General features: G+C 41.8%; 12 protein-coding genes. 5 read left to right on the top strand and 7 right to left on the bottom strand.

What is annotated here, in order from left to right; translation table 11 throughout:
* Positions 1–248 precede the first annotated feature (248 nt).
* Together AACU25_RS26415 and fraI are read right to left on the bottom strand one after the other, a co-directional pair.
* Positions 249–2,000, bottom strand: coding sequence for an ABC transporter ATP-binding protein (locus AACU25_RS26415; protein ID WP_096580769.1), 1,752 nt, complete (start codon positions 1,998–2,000; stop codon positions 249–251).
* 288 nt (positions 2,001–2,288) lie between these two features.
* Positions 2,289–3,026, bottom strand: coding sequence for a septal nanopore formation protein FraI (gene fraI, locus AACU25_RS26410; protein WP_096580767.1), 738 nt, complete (start codon positions 3,024–3,026; stop codon positions 2,289–2,291).
* A 309-nt stretch (positions 3,027–3,335) separates the two neighbouring features.
* Between fraI and galE the strand changes: the two genes are divergently transcribed.
* Positions 3,336–4,334 (top strand): UDP-glucose 4-epimerase GalE, encoded by a 999-nt coding sequence (gene galE / locus AACU25_RS26405; protein WP_096580765.1) that lies wholly within the window; start codon positions 3,336–3,338, stop codon positions 4,332–4,334.
* 229 nt (positions 4,335–4,563) lie between these two features.
* On the opposite strand, the gene AACU25_RS26400 is transcribed toward galE, so the two are convergent.
* On the bottom strand, positions 4,564–5,175 hold the full coding sequence (locus tag AACU25_RS26400) for a hypothetical protein (RefSeq protein WP_190445781.1): 612 nt from the start codon (positions 5,173–5,175) through the stop codon (positions 4,564–4,566).
* Positions 5,150–6,376, bottom strand: a complete 1,227-nt coding sequence (locus AACU25_RS26395; protein ID WP_096580761.1) for an urease accessory protein UreH domain-containing protein — start codon at positions 6,374–6,376, stop codon at positions 5,150–5,152. The genes AACU25_RS26400 and AACU25_RS26395 overlap by 26 nt, the downstream gene beginning before the upstream one ends.
* 190 nt (positions 6,377–6,566) lie before the next feature.
* Between AACU25_RS26395 and AACU25_RS26390 the strand changes: the two genes are divergently transcribed.
* The 3 genes from AACU25_RS26390 to AACU25_RS26380 all read left to right on the top strand — a co-directional run bounded on the left by AACU25_RS26390 (position 6,567) and on the right by AACU25_RS26380 (position 10,433).
* Complete coding sequence (locus AACU25_RS26390; RefSeq protein ID WP_096580759.1) at positions 6,567–7,625, top strand: M20/M25/M40 family metallo-hydrolase; 1,059 nt, start codon at positions 6,567–6,569, stop codon at positions 7,623–7,625.
* Between the two features lie 289 nt (positions 7,626–7,914).
* Positions 7,915–8,790: an SDR family oxidoreductase gene (locus AACU25_RS26385; protein ID WP_096580757.1), complete on the top strand. Its 876-nt coding sequence runs from the start codon at positions 7,915–7,917 to the stop codon at positions 8,788–8,790.
* A gap of 146 nt (positions 8,791–8,936) precedes the next feature.
* Positions 8,937–10,433, top strand: a complete 1,497-nt coding sequence (locus tag AACU25_RS26380) for a beta-barrel domain-containing protein (RefSeq protein WP_096580755.1) — start codon at positions 8,937–8,939, stop codon at positions 10,431–10,433.
* Positions 10,434–10,970: 537 nt separating this feature from the next.
* Here the strand turns inward: AACU25_RS26380 and AACU25_RS26375 are convergent.
* The 3 genes from AACU25_RS26375 to AACU25_RS26365 all read right to left on the bottom strand — a co-directional run bounded on the left by AACU25_RS26375 (position 10,971) and on the right by AACU25_RS26365 (position 18,035).
* Complete coding sequence (locus tag AACU25_RS26375) at positions 10,971–13,892, bottom strand: pre-peptidase C-terminal domain-containing protein (protein WP_096580753.1); 2,922 nt, start codon at positions 13,890–13,892, stop codon at positions 10,971–10,973.
* Between the two features lie 934 nt (positions 13,893–14,826).
* Positions 14,827–16,287 (bottom strand): S8 family serine peptidase, encoded by a 1,461-nt coding sequence (locus AACU25_RS26370; RefSeq protein WP_096580752.1) that lies wholly within the window; start codon positions 16,285–16,287, stop codon positions 14,827–14,829.
* Positions 16,288–16,772: 485 nt separating this feature from the next.
* Positions 16,773–18,035, bottom strand: a complete 1,263-nt coding sequence (locus AACU25_RS26365; RefSeq protein WP_321206708.1) for an ABC transporter substrate-binding protein — start codon at positions 18,033–18,035, stop codon at positions 16,773–16,775.
* Positions 18,036–18,440: 405 nt separating this feature from the next.
* Here AACU25_RS26365 and AACU25_RS26360 point away from each other — a divergent pair, with 405 nt between their 5' ends.
* The gene (locus tag AACU25_RS26360; protein WP_096580748.1) at positions 18,441–19,199 is read left to right on the top strand and encodes a YebC/PmpR family DNA-binding transcriptional regulator; all 759 of its coding nucleotides are present in this window, start codon (positions 18,441–18,443) and stop codon (positions 19,197–19,199) included.
* Positions 19,200–19,266 lie beyond the last annotated feature (67 nt).

The raw sequence follows: 19,266 nt of genomic DNA, 5'->3' as shown, positions 1-19,266 counted from the left end.
GCATATTTAGCTAGCAGTTTTGCTAGCCAAATCCAAGGGGAAGATTTTTTCAGCCACGAGAATAATCAACATATATAAATGCCGATACTACTCGGTTAAGCGTTGTCAAGCCAAAATTGGTTTTGGGGAAAAGGTTAAAGGTTAAGGGTTAAAGGTTGTTTCTTTCCCTTGAACCATTCCCCTTTTTCCCCTTAACCGACAAGTATTGATATAGCAAGCTACGCACAGCGTCACCAAACACCTAACACCTAACGCAGTAATTCTTCTATTTGATGTTGACTCCACAAAGTCCTGTAAAGGCCTTCTTTTTGCACAAGAGTTAAGTGAGTGCCTATTTGAACAATTTTCCCTTTATCCATCACAAAAATTCGGTCAGCAGCAGCCGCAGCCGATAGTTGATGAGTGATAAAAACAACGGTTTTCTTGACTGTACCAGTCGAAAGATTTTTGAGGATTTGGGTAGCTGTTTGATTATCGACGCTAGAAAGGGCATCATCCAAAATTAACACTGGGGCATCAACTAACATAGCCCTAGATAAAGCAGTACGTTGTCTTTGCCCACCAGAAAGAGTAATCCCTCGTTCACCGACTATAGTGTCATACTGTTGGGTGAAATTGTTAATTTCTGAGTCAATCTGCGCCATCTTAGCTACATATTCTACATTTTCTTGCTCGCTAAGTGGGTCGCCGTAGCGGATGTTATTTCTAATGGTGGTGCTGAACAGAAAACTATCTTGGGGGACATAGGCGATCGCAGCTCTTAAATCGGCTAAGGCTATTTTTGTAATGTCCGTTCCATCTAAAAATAACTGTCCTGGCTCAATTTCTAATAAGCGTGGTAAGGCGTTTGCTAAGGTTGATTTCCCAGAACCAATAGCACCAACAATTGCCACAGTTTCCCCAGGATTAATAGTGAAGTTGATATTATCTAAAGCTGGGGTGGTAGCGCCTGGATATGTATAAGTGAAATTTTTTGCTCTCAGTTTCCCTTTAACTTGGGTTTTTGGTAGATGAACGACATCATCTGCATCTTGAATTTTGGGCGTAACGCTGAGAATTGATTCTAAGCGATCAATACTCACCTCACCTCGTTGATAGGCGGTAATGGTAAACCCTAACAAAGCGGTGGGAAAAACTAAACGCTCTACATAAATTAGTAGCGCCAAAAAATCCCCAACAGCTAGGTTTCCCGCCGCAATGCGGGATGCTCCCAACCAGAGAATTACCAGCGAACTGATATTGGCTAAACCCCCAATCAAGGGAAACAGTGTATTGCGGCTTTTTGCGAGTTCCAAGTTAGCCGTCAATAGCTGCTGATTTTTCTCGGCGAAGGCGCGACGTTCGTTTTCTTCTTGGGCGTAAATTTTAATTAAGGCAATGCCACTAATATCTTCTTGAATGAGTTCACTAATGTCAGATAGTTGTTCTTGAACTACAGTTTGTTGTTTACGTAGGCGATCGCTAAACAAATGCACCAAAAAGAACATTAAGGGGTATACTGCCAGCGAGGCTAATGTCAAATCGACGCTAATTGCCAACATTACAGGCAGCGTTAGAACATACGCAAAAAATGTATTTGCTAAACTCAGGACGGCAAAACCCAACAGCCGCTTGATATTTTCTACATCACTAGTAGCCCTACTAATTAAATCACCGATAGTATGTGTGGCGAAGTAAGAAGGTTCTAACTTGAGTAAATGTTCAAAAATACGTTGTTTTAAATCAAATTCTACCTCTCTTCCTACTCCGAACAGCCAAATGCGGGAAGACATCCGAATTAACCACATTGCTGAACTGAGCAAGAAAATGACGACTACGTAATTGAGAATTTCATACCAGTCGAAATTTGTTGAAAGTCTGTCAACGCAACCGCGAATCAACCAAGGTATATAAACACCTAATCCATTGACAGTCAGCAAAGCTATGATGCCTAAAATTGCCTCCCGCCAATGGGGACGCAGGTAAGCACTGAGTTTAGCAAGTCGTCGAGATTGTAACATTCAGAACTAGCACAGAGCAGGGAAGTGGGGAGCAGAAAGGGAGATGCAGAAGCAGAGGAGCAGAGGAGAAATTAAATACGATGAATAACCAACTAAAATTCACCTTTGACTTTTGACTCTTCAGTGCTATTTCACTCAAAAGAGGTAAGATCCCCAAGTGACTGGCTCCTTTTGACTCTTGCAAGCAACACTACTCACCCTCCTCCTATTCTGACAGAAATAACAATTTAAATAAGGCCAGTCACCAGGACATAGTGCTTTGGCCTTGCGATTAATGATCTTTTCGGCTTATCCTTGACGACCACGCAAGAAAATATAAATCTGGTTAAGATAACTTTCCCAGACTTGGGTTGTTACTTGCAGTGTTTCGGCACTTGGTACAAAGTCTTCAATGCGTAAACCACGGTTTCTGATGTCCTGAGGATTCTGCAACAGATAAGGCGGGACTTTTACACCGAATTGATTTAAAGCTATGGTTGACTGACTCATATCAACTGGAGGTAGAATACCATTCGCTGCAACATCAGAGACATTATTGATGGTATTTGCTGGGCCTAAAGCTACCAGAGTTTGCGAATCAGGAGTTAGTTGGGAAGCCGCAGATGCTAACCTCATATACTCAACTCTTTCGAGCGCTGCTAACTGAGGATTACCCACCGTTGCAACAGGTGTCCTGACTAAAAAGTAAGCAATAGCTGGTGTACTTGCTAACAGTAAAATTGTCAGCGCCCAACCTAGTAAGTATCCTCCTGGTTTATCGATTCCACCCCCCTTGATTCTCTGTGCCGCGAAAATCAACATCAAGACCGATGCACCTAGAGGTTTTAATGGAAATGATACCATCCGCCACAAAGATGCTACAGCTGGTTCGTTAGGGTTCAGAAACGCCAGGGCTACAACAATCAACAGGATGACTATGACTAATCGTCCCACAAAATTCCCAGCAGGATAGAATCTTTGGAACAAAGAGTATACAACAGTGCCAATTAATAGCCAAAGTAGTACTCGGCTTAACAGTAGAAACATAGTAGATTAACTCTCAAATTTTCCGATGCAGTGAGCCATTGCGGTAGACGGGGTTCCCGACATATAGCAAATAGCATTCCCTTAAGAGACAGCCTCAAGGTTTCGGGCAGCGGATTTATTTTCTCGTCAAATTGTAAACGCACTGTTACCTGACTTAAAATACCTCACACCTCACACCCAAAGACTACCGTCGTAGTGATTTTAGTGCAATTTTTTGACACTGCGTCTATTATTTAAAATTTTCCCAATGAGTAATGAGGCACCAGTACATTAGATTAGTTGAGTAACTGTAACTCAAAAGGATAAACTATGTCACCGGAAAAGCCCACTATTTTAGTGACAGGAGGAGCAGGATATATCGGTTCCCATACCGTGCTTGCCCTGAAGCGAGCAGGTTATGAAGTGGTAATACTTGATAACCTCGTGTATGGACATCGTGACTTAGTAGAGCAGGTGTTGCAAGTAGAGCTGGTAGCTGGTGATACTGCCGATCGCCCTTTACTTGATAAATTATTTCAAACCCACAATATTACGGCAGTGATGCATTTTTCTGCCTATGCCTACGTGGGAGAATCAGTTACAGACCCAGCAAAATACTATCGCAACAACGTTTTAGGCACCCTAGTGTTGCTAGAAGCAATGCTAGCGGCTTCTGTTAAGAAATTTGTATTTTCTTCTACTTGTGCAACCTATGGAGTGCCAGAAGTTGTACCCATTCCCGAAAATCATCCCCAAAATCCAATTAATCCCTATGGCGCTACCAAGTTAATGGTAGAGCGGATTCTCTCTGACTTTGATACTGCCTATGGTTTAAAATCGGTGCGTTTCCGCTACTTTAACGCTGCTGGTGCCGATCCTACCGGACTACTAGGAGAAGACCACAACCCCGAAACCCATTTGATACCCTTGGTATTGCTGACAGCTTTAGGTAAGCGGGAATCGATTTCTATTTTCGGTACAGATTATCCCACACCCGATGGTACTTGTATTAGAGACTACATTCACGTGAGCGACTTAGCAGACGCTCATGTTTTAGGATTGGAATATTTATTAAAAGGCAGTGACAGCGAAGTATTCAATTTAGGTAATGGTCTAGGCTTCTCAGTAAAGGAAGTAATTTCCGCAGCCGAAGATGTAACAGGATTAACAATCCCAGTCAAAGAATGCGATCGCCGTCCCGGAGATCCACCATCCTTAATCGGCAGTAGCGAAAAAGCCCGCAAAATCCTCGGCTGGCAACCCCAGTATCCAGCCATCAAAGATATCGTCCTCCACGCCTGGCAATGGCATCAAAAGAGGCATAAATAATGGGCATGGGGTATGGGGCATGGGGCATGGGGCATGGGGCATGGGGCATGGATGGGTAATGGGTAATGGGTAATGGGTAATGGGTAATGGGTAATGGGTAATGGGTAATGGGTAATGGGTAATGGGTAATGGGTAATGGGTAATGGGTAATGGGTAATGGGTAATGGGTAATGGGAATTTGCCCCTTGTCTCCCTGCCCCCTGCCCCCTGCCTTTTCCCAGTCCCCCAATCACCTCCGCCGCTTCTGCATGACAGCCAGGACAATACCTAATGTGGCAAACACAGCGGCGGCGATCGCCCACAAGGGTAAGGGTGGAGATTGAGTTTCTACGGCTTGATTATTGATAGTTTGATTGACATTCTGGGGAGTTTGTGGTATATTTTGCGAACCTGATGCCACGGTAACTTGAAACTTTAACTCAAAAGGTTTGAAGCTTTCCCCAGAAGTCGGTTTACCAGTAAGTGCCAGCTGATAAGCCCCTGGCTTGGGAAAGGTAATTTCTGCACCTGGCGTATCTTTGTAACGTTCTGCAGATACAGGTTTTAAAGGAGGTTCTAACAGAGGTGGCTCTTGTGGTGTATGGGGTTCAGCATAAACAGCCAACCGACAATCACAATCTTTAAGTGCGATCGCTTTTCCACCTTTACGAGTTAGTGCAAACCAAGCTTTTGCGGGTTGTCCCGCTTGGGGATTATCATTCGGTTCAATATGTAGAGTGCCACCAATATCTGCGGAAATTTTCACTGAATGAGCAGAAGCGGCGTTAAGGGGAGTTAGGGATAGCAGTAATAAGAAAATTAAAGGAATAGAAGATTTAGCGTGACTTAGTTGGGGGAACATAAAATTTTGCTAAGGTTAACCTTGACCAAAAACAACGTGAACGCAGCAGCAACACACAAAGGGTAATAAACCCAACTGTAGCTACTGCTAGTTTATTTCCCCCAGTTGATTGTGAGGAACCCAGATAATGGGAACCAATTATAACTGCATGAATTACGCTTAACAGCAAAGCTGGCACGCTTAATAGATGAATTTGCCGCCAACGCTTACCTAAAGATTTTTGCAACCAATCAAAACTTGTCAAGGCGGCTGGAGTCATCAATACCAAAGCTACCGCACCAGCAATTATGCTCCACTGAAAATCTGCTTGCAAGAACCAAAAAGCCGCAAAATTCCATTGCAGTAAATGTTCCATCATGTGGAAAGTGTGAACCACAGACAGCACAAATGCTCCTACTCCTAAAGCACGACGGTAACGTAGGGGTGATGCCCAAATTCCACTAATGGGACGAGCAATTAAGGCTAAAATCAAGCAAAATAATGCGGCGTGTCCGGTGTAATCGGCCATTGTGTCGCCGGTTCGCACCAAAGTAATTGCTCCAATTGCCAGAGTTACCCAACCGCCAAGGCGAAATAATTGACTACGCTTGTCTTGACTTACCAACGACGCAGAAATCCCTGCGCCTAACATCATCGGTAGGGTTCCCAAGCCAAAAGCCAGCATAGTTGCTGCACCTATCCATAAGTTACCAGTTTCGGCAGCTTTGATTTGGGCAGCATAGAGAAAACCACAAGGCATTAAACCCCAAGTCATGCCTAAAAGTGCAGGTGTCCACCATTTGCTTTGTAAGGAAAGGTTGAACATTCCTTTACTCAGATAATTATGTAAGCCTCCTTGTAATAAAGGATGTAAAACTGGAATTTTTGGCAGCAAATCTGGCTTTATTTGCCCTAAACCAAACCAAATCAGCATCAAACCAGTGATAATTGCCATCCAGCGACGTAAATCGCTACCAACACCAGCTACCTGTCCCCTCTCTAGTAACACCGAACCCAGCGCCCCAATCCCCGCGCCTACTAGGGTATAACTCAACATTCGCCCTAGATTGAGCAAAAGATGAAATTTTAACTGCTGTCGCCAATCAGAATTTTCTTGCTGATGTGATAAAGAGAATGCCATTGTTAAGGGGCCACACATCCCAAAACAATGTCCGAAACTGCCCAAAAAACCCAGGATTGTGATGAGTGATAAGTCTAGCATTGGGGATTGGGGATTGGGTAAGAGGAAGAAGTAATCTTGTACAGACGCGATTAATCGCGTCTCTCCAACTCAGAACTCAGCACTACCTAATGCGGAAATTTAGGGGAAATGGTTGACTCTGTCAAAAGACGAGCTGTCAAACTTGCTGTTTGCGCTACCTTAAGAGTCTGAGAAGCAAGGATCAACCCACATGAAAAAATGGATTTGGCTGGCGCTGTTGCTTTTGGTGGTAGTTGTAATTGTAAGTAGCAAAGGTACTGCGAAAAATCAGTTATTTGATAGACCTTCATCATCGGTAATTGTTGAGCGCATCTCAGCCGAAAAGACTCCGACACAGGAGTATTTGCCAGTAGCTAATGATTTGCAAGTGTCTGCTGACAAGCTATTGCGCCATATTCAAAATTTGAATTTTCCACGCCACACGATCGCAGCGCGATCGCGCACTCGCACTTATATTACAACTGAACTACGAAAATTAGGCTGGACACCTAAGTTAGAAAAATTCTCTGAGGGGATAAATATTTTTGCTGAACGCCCAGGAACTAAAAAAGCCGCGGGCGCAATTTTAGTGGGAGCGCATTATGATACAGTTGCTGTCTCTCCTGGGGCTGATGACAATGCTAGTGGCGTAGCTGTAATACTAGAAGTTGCCAGAATTCTTGGTTCACGTCCCACACCCAGAACATTGCAACTAGCTTTTTTTGATCGCGAAGAAGGCGGACTTTTAGGTAGTAAAGCTTTTGTGAGCAAAGTAGAACGGTTGCAAAACCTCCGCGGTGTCATCGTTATGGATATGGTGGGTTATGCTTGCTACACTGCCGGATGTCAGCAATATCCTACAGGTTTACCAGTTACACCACCCAGCGATAAAGGCGACTTTTTAGCAGTAATTGGTGATACAGAACATTTACCTTTATTGAATGCCTTTCAAAACTCGCAAACAATCTCCCCAACTGCTGTAAATAAAGCAGATACCAATCTCCCAGCAGTGCTGAAATTGCCTATTCCTCTTAAAGGCTTGGTTGCACCAGACACCCTACGCAGCGATCATGCGCCGTTTTGGTATCAAGGAATTGGTGCTGTATTGGTAACCGATACAGCTAATCTGCGGACTCCCCATTACCATGAGCCTACTGATACACCAGCGAATATCGAGCGATCGTTTTTCACAGGTGCAGCGCAAATTGTCCTGAATGCGACTAATACATTGTTAGAGAGCGAACAGAATTTAGCGACTCAAGCATCTTAAATTTTTGCAACCTACATTTATTAAGATAGATAAAGTGCGACTTATTCCTATAGTGAGTGTGAGGATATCTTGAGCATGATGATTAACTAAATAAATATGCTCATGGGCTAAAACACATCTAATTTGCATATATCTATGCCGTCAAAATCTTATGAAGATGGGCATTTTACCCAAATAATTGATGCAATTGCCATGTGGAATAGCTGATTTCATGTTCCAGCATTGATCGAGCGCCTACCAAGCTTTCCGACAACTATCAAAACTGCAAATATTGATATAAGGTCATTCTATGATTCTAGTCACTGGAGCCACCGGGGGAATTGGTCGCAGAGTCGTGCGACTATTACGCCAACAAGAGAAATCAGTGCGAGCATTTGTGCGTCTGAGTTCCCGTTACAGCGAATTAGAACACCGAGGAGCCGAAATCTTCATTGGTGATTTACGGCAAGATAAGGATATTCAACAAGCTTGTAAAGGTGTTGATTATATTATCAGCACTCACGGTTCCGGTAGTGATGCATTATCCTTAGACTACCGCGCCAATATTGAGCTAATTGACCAAGCAAAAGCTAGTGGAGTAAAGCATTTTGTTTTGATTTCCGTACTGGGTGCTGACAGAGGCTATGAAGATGCGCCTGTGTTCAAAGCTAAACGCGCTGTAGAGAAATATCTAGAAGCTAGTGGCGTGAACTACACTATTTTACGTCCGTCCGGATTAGCATCAAACTTGCTACCATTAGCAGAACGGTTTCGTGAAACAGGGTTGTATCTGCTAATTGGCGATCCCAAAAATCGGACTTCGATTGTCAGTACAGATGATTTAGCTAAAATAGCGGTCGATTCTTTGACAGTTGAAGGCGCTCGTAACCAAACTTTAGCAGTAGGAGGGCCTGAGATTTTAACCCGTGGCGATATTCCGCAAATTTTTGGTCGCATCTTCAACAAACAGCCAATAGTAATTAATGCACCCCTATTTGCTATTGATGGATTACGCAGCGCTTTGGGTTTATTTAATCCCCAAACACAACAAGCTTTGGGAACCTATCGGACTTTACTCGCCAATGAATTTTTCTGCACAAAAGAGGAGATAACCAATTTAGAAAAGATTTTTAACTTTAAATTGGAGACTTTAGAAAATTTTGTGCGGCGCTATTTAGCTGTTTGAGGAATAAGGGATTGGGGATTGGGGACTGGGGACTGGGGATGAGGGAGAAACAATAAACGACAAATCCCATTACCAATTACCAATTTACCCCATGCCCAATGCCCCTTGCCCCATTCCCAATGACAATGACAAATAACAAAACTTCTATGAAATATTCCCTAGTTGCGAGTGCTACTCAAGCGCGTCAGACAAAAGAGCGATTTGCAAAACCAGATGAACAATTGTCTTATGAATTGGGTAAGGCAGTACAGGAATTGCCACCGTTATACACTAGATTGTTGGCGGGAACGGTGAGCCTCATTGTATTTGGCGCGATCGCATGGGCACATTTCTCGGAAATTGATGAAGTAGCGATCGCCTCAGGGGAATTAATTGCATCTACACAAGTCCGGCCTCTCACCTCTTTAGGTGGTGGCACCATTATTAAAATTAAAGTTAGAGAAGGCGATCGCGTTAATAAGGATCAAGTTTTAATTCAACGCGATCCAGATTTACAACAAAGCGATGTGAATCGCCTAGCTAAATCTACTCAGTTGATTCAAGAAGACTTACAGCGTTTGGATGCTGAACGTGTGGGAGTTAAAAGTACTGGGACAAAAATCCAAGATGAGTTGTTAAACTCGCGGTTGGTAAACTTCCAAGCGCGTCAAGCAACTGCGGAAGCGGAAGCCAATCGCCAGCAAGCAATTATGGCTCAGGCTAAAGTGCGACTCAATCGGTTACAAGAAAACCTCGTCAATGCCAAAACTAGTTTAGCTAACGCCAAAACTAACTTGATTAACGCAAAAACTATCAGTTTGAAAACAGAAAATAATTTGGCGATCGCTCAAAAACGAGAACAAAGCCTACGCACTTTGATGACTCCTGGTGCTGTACCCAGAGTTGATTACCTAGAGGCGCAAGAAAGATTAAATCGGGCTACTACAGAAATTACTAGGGCTAAAGATGAAGTAACTAACGCTCAAAATAAAATTATCGAGGCGCAAGATAGAGTTACATCCTTAGAAAAAGATATCGCCGCCCAAGCCCAAGAAATTCGCCAAGCCGAAGAAGCTTATCAAGCTGCACGCAATCAAGCACAGCGTTTAGCTTCAGAACGCCAAAGTGAAATTCTCTCCCAAATTAACAAGCGCAAAGAAGAACTTACCAATGTTGCTGGGCAATTAGAACAAGCTAAAAAGCAAGAAGACGATGAAACAATTAAAGCCCCCTTTGCTGGCACAATTTACAAAATTAAAGCCACAAAAGGGCCAGTACAAGTTGGTGAAGAGTTACTTTCGATTTTGCCAGAAGGGGAAGAAATGCTCCTAGAAGTCAAAGTCCTCAACCGCGATATCGGATTTATCCGCGAGGGGATGAAGGCAAAGGTAAAAATGGCAACTTTTCCCTTTCAAGAATTTGGTGTGATTGAAGGTGAAGTTGTGCAAGTTAGCCCCAATGCAGTTACTGATGAAAAATTAGGTTTAGTATTCCCCACCAGAATTAAGCTTAATAAACACTCAATTACCGTCCGGGGTCAAGAAGTTGCATTTACTCCAGGGATGGCTGCTAATGGTGAAATTGTCACTCGTAAAAAGTCGGTTTTAACATTCATTATGGAACCAGTAACCCGACGCTTTAGCGAGGCTTTTTCTGTAAGATAGGATGAGAATCAATAATTTTCGGTTAAGGGTAAAAAGGGGAATGGGAAAAGGGAAAAAAACCTTTAACCTTTTTCCCTTAACTAATTTTGAGTTCAAACCGCTATCCCTTGTAGTATTGGGATGAGAATTCAATAGCTTTTGGCTAATACCAATTCCAATAATGTTTGTAACAGATAAATTTTTTGTAGGGGCACGGCATCCACAATCTTTTGGTATATCAAATATCTTCCAGGTGCCGTGCCCCCACCCATCTGTCGCGTTCTTGTTTCAAAACGGTATAAGTTTTGATATTCCTTGTATTAATACCAATTCAAATAATATTTGCGACAGATAAATTTTTTGTAGGGGCACGGCATCCACAATCTTTTGGTATATCAAATATTTTACAGGTGCCGTGCCCCCACCCATCTGTCGCGTTCTTGTTTCAAAACGGTATAAGTTTTGATATTCCTTGTATTTGGTAAAAAGGGGAAAGGGAAAAGGGCAATCAAACCGTTCCCCTTTCCCCTTTTCCCCTTAACCAAATGTCTTGCAGCTCTATGCTGATGCCACCTTGTTAAAATTCAACTTGTAACTACTATCCACTAACAGCTTGTTACCCAGAGAATCTAGATAGTTGCTGGCATAAACATCGATATAGTAATTACCTGCAGCTAGATTAGAGAGATTAAACGATTCTGATGTAGTACCAGTATTCGCAGAAGTGGCGATGACTTCTCCTGTATCAATCAAGCCATTATTATTGGCATCGTAAATTAAGCTCATATCTGCATTCGCAGTCAAGTTATTGAGAGTTACTGATATCGTACCTGTACCACCTAGTTGAATGTGGTGGAGTCGGTCAGTAAATTCGCTATTGACGACATGGGAATAATATCCGCCTGTAAAACTAGTCCCTGCGGCTACGACATTGCCATTGTTATAGTTATAAACCACGTTAGCCAGGGAACTTTGAGTTCCACCTAAAGGCAAACTATAAGGTTGGGCTGCACCAAAGTTAACATTCCAACCAATATCTCGCAGCGCCGCCAGAGACAATTGGCTAAAGGACGAGGCTGCGCCTTTAGTGATATGAGTCATGGTTTCGCTACCAAAGACTTCCTCTTTCCAATGGATATAGTCGGAACCTTCGCCGATACCCGTTGTCATGGGAATAGCTGTTTGGCTAAATGTTCCTCTTAATTCCCCATAAGCCCAGCCTGCATAGGTATTAGCTTTATAAGTTCCCGTAGCTGTATCAACAGAGGAACTGTTGAGTAAGCCCACAAGTCCTAAAGCGTGACCAATTTCGTGAATAATGATATCTGGAGTATAATTAGCAACCGTATTTAAGGTATTGAGATAGCTACTACTGAGTGTTAATTGCCCAGAAGTCGGTATGATATGACCTTTAGCATCTGTTGCTGTAGTTAAATAATTACCTTGAGCTAAAGTACTGCCAGTGATGGAAGTATCCTCAACAACTGTTAATGCAAAAGTTTGAGCAGAATTGAAACTGCTATAAGCGATCGCATTTTTCCAGAAATTAATTGCCTTTTGAATCGTAGCTTGTGCAGTGGCGTTGATGTTGCTAGCAAAGGAAGGACTAAGAGAAAAACTCAGATTATCGCTAGCAGTAGGGGTAAAGTCCGTGCTGAGATTATAGTTAGCAGTTTGATTGTTATAGCTCATTACTTGCAGATAATAATTACCTGCATCCAAAAACCGACGAATAGATTCGCTAGTAGTACCACGTTCCCATTGCCAAGCGAGAATCTCTCCAGTATCTAAAACTCCAGTTGTAGAGTTGTAGAGTTGAGCAGTATCAATCGCACCACTTCCATTAATATCTTTAATTAAGCGAACATCAGCATCACCAGTTAAACCAGTCAAGTTTGCTGTAAACACACCAGACTGATTCACACTAAAACGGTAAAAATCATTAATATCTGTAGCACTGACTTGTTCACTCCGTGAGAAAACGGCTGAGTTTTCTACTTCAGCATTACCTAAAGAATTACCTGGATCTGTTGAGGGAGTAGCAGAAACAGTCAAATTATAGTTAGTGGCAGTACTACCCGATTGATAAACTTGAATATAATAGTTACCCGCACCTAATTTAAGACTCATAGATTCTGCTGTCGAGCCAGGATTGGTACTAGTTTGAATCACTGCTCCATTACTGTTCAGCAGTTGCACATTAGCATCTGCAGTTAATTCGTTCAGTGAGAGGTTAAAGTCGCTATAAGTTGATAAGTTGAACTCATAATAATCATTCAAGTCAACAGCACTGAGGCGATCGCGGAAATTGCCACTACCAGTCACTGTACCCATCTTAAAAGCATTAGCAGTGGTATTTCCAGCAACATCAATAGGAGTTGGTTCGCTCGAGTTAGTGCTAACGCCAGTAATTTGCCAGTTAGCATCGGAAACGCCATTAAAGAACACACCGTTGAGGAGTTGAGCGCTACTCATGTACCACAAGGCATTTTGCCCTGTAGCAGAGTTGCGCCAGACGATATCTGAGTAACCATCATTATTGAAATCAGACGTTCCCTGAATTTGCCAGTTACTATCAGCAACGCTATTAAAGAACACACCGTTGAGGAGTTGATCGCCTTTCATGTACCACAAGGCATTTTGCCCGTTAGCAGAATTGCGCCACACGATGTCTGAGTAGCCATCCTTATTGAAATCACCCGTTCCTGCAATTTTCCAGTTGGTATCAGAAACGCTATTAAAGAACACACCGCTGAGGAGTTGATCGCCCTTTACATACCACAAAGCATTTTGCCCTGTAGCAGAATTGCGCCAGACGATATCTGAGTAACCATCATTATTAAAATCAGCCGTTCCCTCAATTTTCCAGTTGGTATCAGAAACGCTATTAAAGAACACACCGCTGAGGAGTTGTTCACCATTCATATACCACAAGGCATTTTGCCCGTTAGCAGAGTTACGCCAGACGATATCTGAATGACCATCATTATTGAAATCACCACTTCCCTCAATTTTCCAACTAGTATCGGTAACACCATTAAAGAACACGCCGTTGAGAAGTGTATCATTATTCATGTACCACAAGGCGTTTTGCCCTGTAGCAGAGTTACGCCACACTAAGTCTGTTTGATGGTTTTGAGTTGATACAGAAAGACTGTAATTAGTCTCAGAATTATTAGTACCTTGGTAAACTCGAATGTAATAACTTCCAGCATCCAGAATACTATTAATTGATTCAGATATACTGTTGGAATTGGCCGAGCTAGCAATCAATCCACCACTACTGTTGAGTAGTTCTAAATTCGCATCGGCACTCAAATTATTGAGGCAAACACTTAAGGCACTGCGACTAGTGAAATTCAAACCATAGTAGTCGTTAGTATCTCCAACTCCCACCCAATCGGTGAAGCTTTGGGTGCCGGAATTAAGATTGAAACCTAAAGCTGTATTTAATGTATTACCTGCATTGTCAGAAGGCATAAATATACCTATATTATTGGCTTAAATTACACCCTTGAAGACCTTGCTAGCTAAAGGTTTCATAAGGAAAAAAACAGACAGAATTGATTTGATTCTGCGCTGTATTAATGCGAAATAGCCTGGGTATACCTGCCCATTTTTCAATAAAAATATGATGATTTATCAGTATATTTTCGTTATTTGCCAATAATAATTCAGCCAAAATATGGCGCTATTTCTATTTTTAAATTCGGCAATCAATATTTATACTTGATACCTAATGTCTTAAATTAACAATAGTATTCAGTAAATATCACATTCATTCATGGACAAGATTGGATGAGATATTCAGGCAACAATAAAGCTGATGAGAAACTCCATCCAAAAGGGGGTAGGGAGACAGTGCGTTGCAAAGAAGAGTTGCGTGGGCGGTGTTTCAAGCAACTGCTGTCATAGTTAAGAATTTACCAATGCCCTATGCGCTATGCCCAAAGCGACGCGAAAGTCTATATCCACCCACAAGAGGATAGACTTTCGCGTCACTTTCAATGAATAGAACACTGATAAATTCGTCAAAAAAGGCTGATGTATTAATTTAAATTATTATTAAGATTTTATTGCGTATTATTGCTGAAAAATATAATATTTTTGATACTTAAATATAAAATTTATCAAAATAAAATTTCTAAATGTAAATTTTTATACAAAAACCAATAAAATGGGAAAATTTATCTGTCGATGGCTTTCATTTATGGATACGTAAGCGATCGCATAGTAAAGATTTTGAGTACTGCACTTTGAAGGGCTGGTGTGCTTATACTAATTTGAATCAAGAATGCGAGAGATGGGTAGGGGTCAACACCACTCACTTTGCCAAGATTTAGATCCCCGACTTTTTCAAAAAGTTAGGGATCTGGACAGCAGTGCTTGCTGAAGTTGGTGCTACGTCATTAGGCTAAATGTTAACGAACCATTTCCGCAATTCATCCACCTGTTCTTGGAATTGTCGCAGAATTTTTTCTATATCAGTTGCTGGTTCATCATCATTTTTTGGCTGATCTTTTAAGCTGTTGTAACTGCTGCTATTGAAATCGCTCTCATAGTATCGCAATTGTGACCAGTTAGCAGCCTGAAAATTATAATTGCTTTCAGCCTCTGAGGTAAGATCCAGGCTGAAATCAGCCAGATGATTATCATTGAGGGGGCTAACATTAAAGCTAGAAGTAGATAGTTGTGTACTATTAGCTGCTATATCTGCAATAAACTGACTAATCAAGGAACCAGCACTGAGACCTAGGTTTGGATCTGAGCCATTATTTCCAGCAGTCTGTGTGATAATTTGACGTACTTGAGCATCTGTTAGCAGCGGATTAGCACTCAGCATTAAAGCTACTACCCCAGCGACGTGGGGAGTTGCCATTGAAGTACCACTATAATAACCATACTGATCACCAGGTAATGATGAGTAGATATTTACTCCTGGTGCTGTGACGTAGGCGAGTTGCGAGATTCCTGGTCGGTTAGAAAAGTCAGCAATGTTATTGTTCTGATCTACAGCTCCAACCGCTAGTCCCCACTGATCAGCATAACTGCCGGGGTAAGATATGACGGGTAGACCATTATTACCAGCAGCCATCACCACAACTACGCCTTTTTTGCTCGCATATTCGATGGCTGATGCTAGAGTGCTGTTAGGAAAGTTGCTTCCAAGGCTGAGATTAATTACATTTGCTCCTTGATTGACAGCATAGTAAATACCATTAGCGATCGAGCTGACTGAACCTGAACCAGCATCATTAAGAACTTTTACAGGCATAATTTTGGCATTATAGGCAACGCCAGTCACACCAACACCATTATTTTCTCCAGCAATGGTGCCAGAAACATGAGTACCATGACCATTTCTATCGATGACTTCATTGGTGCTTTCTATAAAGTTCCAACCGTGAATATCATCAATGTAGCCATCACCATCATCATCTATGCCATTACCAGCAATTTCTCTGGTATTAGTCCAAATATTATTTCTTAAATCTATATGGTTGTAGTCAACCCCAGTATCTAGAACAGCAACTACAACGCCTTGACCTGTATATCCTCTCGCCCATGCTTCTGGTGCTTTGACAAAGTCATCACCCCAATTTTCGCCACCAACATTAGGAACATCAGCAAAGGTATTTTGACCAATAGCTTTAGCAACTGCTGCTGACGCATTTACCAGACCATAGCCTGTAGCAGAGTCGTAACTTTGGGTATTAAAAGTATCGTTACTATTAATTGTTGCGTCAAAACTACTACGGCTACTGTTGTTTAAGCTGTAGTTATCTCGAGGATTAAAAGTATCTACTGAGGAGATAGGAGTGACATTTAGCCCGTTATCAGTTAATGATTTTTGATTAGTATACTCAAGGGGCATAAGTAATTTTTCCTCAAAGATAAGAAAATTTTTTGACAGCCAAAACTTTTAAAACCTCTGTCATTAAGAGGCTTTAAATAACAACAATTGGTATTGCCAATAATTACTATGAAAATAAAGAAAAAAAAGATATTTTAATTACAAAGAAGTTATGAAAAACTGTAAAAAATTTGGAATTATCTAGGAAGAAGATTTGAGTTATGAAAAAGTCTCATACCAATTTAAATAATGTTGGCGACAGATAAATTCTTTGTAGGGGCACGGCATCCACAATCTTTTGGTATATCCAATATCTTACTGTTGCCGTGCCCCTACCCATCTGTGGCGTTCTTGTTTCAAAATGGTATCAATTACTAGGAACGCACGAAAATTTAGACCAGAGATGCGTTACGCTATCGCTAACGCATCCTACGCATTACGCGCATAATTTCAACAATCAAATAAGAGCCATGTATCTTATCTGTATTACTGCACTCAGTTTTGTATCATTTAAAAATTAAATCTAAACGTTGCTGGGTAATATTTAGGGCTTCGGTTGGCGAATTTTTACCCAACAATACAGATTCAATTGCCCTACCTAAATTATCAGAAATCCTGGTGTAATTGGGAAAAATAGGACGCGATCGCCCATATTTTGCTTGGTCTAAAAAGACCTTCAGTTGCGGGAATTTTTCAGTAAATGTTTGATATTTAGCACTTTTGCGGGATTTTAAATTTACAGGTAAATAGCCAGTTCCCAAGGCTAGTTCGGTTTGAAATGCTTCACTAACAGCATACTCAGCAAACTTAAAGGCGGCTTGTTGCTGTTTTGGTGTGGTTTTAAATAAGAACAAATTTTCACCACCAATACTAGTGGCAGGATTTTGTTGAATGGGAATAGGAAAGACACCAAAATCTACACCACTTTGTTGGAATTCTCCCAAACTCCAGGGGCCTGTAACTTGCATAGCAACCTTACCGCTAACTAAGGCGTTAATTTCATAACCTCGTTCAGGTTCGGATAGCATAGCGGCACCATCGGCAATCAAATCGTGCCAAAATTGCAAAGCTGCGATCGCACCTTGATTATCTTTTAAATTTACACTTGCGGCTTGCTGTGATTCCCCACCAATTAATTCACCACCGCCACTCCACATAAAGGGTAACCAGGTAAATACAGTAAATTCGCCTTTCCCCAAAGGTAGCAGCATCCCATAACTATCAATTTGCCCATCGCCATTGGTATCGCGAGTTAATTTCTTGGCTACTTGTCGTAACTCTTGCCAAGTCCGGGGTAATTTTTCAATTCCTGCAGCTTTGAACAAACTGGGACGATAAAAAACGCCAACATTATTTGTGGCAAAGGGAACTGACCAAATCTTGCCCTCATATTCCATTGATGTAAATAATGTGGGGTCAATTTCGTCTTTAATGGGGGAATTTTCTAGCAATTCATCCAAAGGAGTTAAAGCATCAAGTTCTACTAATTGACCAGCAATGGTTGGGTTGTACCACAATAAATCAGGCGGTGCATTACCTACTACAGCTGCCAAAATTTTTGGCATTTGCTGATCCTGCTGTCCCACATACAGCGACTCTACTTGAATTTTGGGGTGAGTTTGGTTAAATTTATCTACCAGTTTTTGCAATACATCCCTATTTGGCGGTGGATTCACCCCTTGCCATAAAGTTATATGAACCACCTGTGCATCTGCGACTTGCCTTTGGATAACTTGACATCCCGTGACAACTAATACGCCTACAAGCATCAACAGCAACCAGCGTTTGAGGTGGCGAGAAAATCTCTTACTGTTTCGCTGAGGATGGTGAGGAGACGAAAAAAAGTTGTACATAGCCTTGATTAATCATCAATTATCAAAAGCGATCGCCTCAACTTTTTACACCTTATTCTCAGATTGCACAATCATCTTAAGTTAGGGAATGGGGAATGGGGAATGAGTAATGAGTAATGAGTAATGAGTAATGAGTAATGGGTAATGGGTAATTGGTAATTGGTAATGGGTAATGGGTAATGGGTAATGGAAATTTCTCCCCTGCTTCCTCATCCCCCTCATCTCCCTCATCCCCAATGCCCAATGCCCAATGCCCAATGCCCAATGCCCAATGCCCACCTATATCTTAATCTGGAGATAGAGTCTAGGTAAGTTTAGGTTATGGCAGGACATAGTAAATGGGCAAATATTAAGCGCCAGAAGGCGGTTGTGGATGCCAAAAGGGGAAAGACCTTCACTCAGCTGTCACGGGCGATTATTGTGGCGGTTAGAAGCGGTATTCCAGATCCAGCAGGGAATTTTCAACTGCGGACTGCGATTGATAAGGCCAAGGCGGCTGGTATTCCCAATGATAATATTGAACGGGCGATCGCTAAGGGTGCGGGGACATTTGGCGGTGATAACTCTAATTTTGAGGCGATTCGCTATGAAGGGTACGGCCCTGGTGGTGTAGCGATTTTGATTGAAGCCCTCACAGATAATCGTAATCGTACTGCTGCGGATTTACGTGTGGCTTTTAGTAAAAATGGTGGCAATCTTGGTGAAACTGGTTGTGTTAGCTGGATGTTTGACCAAAAAGGCGTTTGTACAGTCCAAGGCGTAGTTGATGAGGAACAGCTTTTAGAAGCATCCTTAGAAGGTGGGGCTGAGTCTTACGAAATGGCTGAAGATGAAATGGCGGAAGTTTTTAGTGAAGTAGAAAATTTAGAGACTCTCAACAAAACCCTCAAAGATAAAGGCTTTAAAGTAACTGATGCGGAATTGCGCTGGATTCCTAGTAATACTGTAGAAGTGACAGATTCCGATCAGGCGCGATCGCTTCTGAAATTAATTGATACTTTAGAAGGGTTGGATGATGTACAAAATGTCACATCTAATTTTGAAATGGCAGAAAACCTGATGGCTTTGAGTATGGTTTAGTTAAATATTTATTAATTTGTTGTCTAAATCACATTGCTAAAAATAGACATACAAATTTCATAGAAAT

It is taken from the genome of Tolypothrix tenuis PCC 7101, from assembly GCF_963874875.1.
Classification (GTDB): Bacteria; Cyanobacteriota; Cyanobacteriia; order Cyanobacteriales; family Nostocaceae; genus Aulosira; species Aulosira tenue.
Note: the sequence above shows the minus strand (reverse complement) of the source record. Positions and strands in the feature narration are given on the sequence as shown.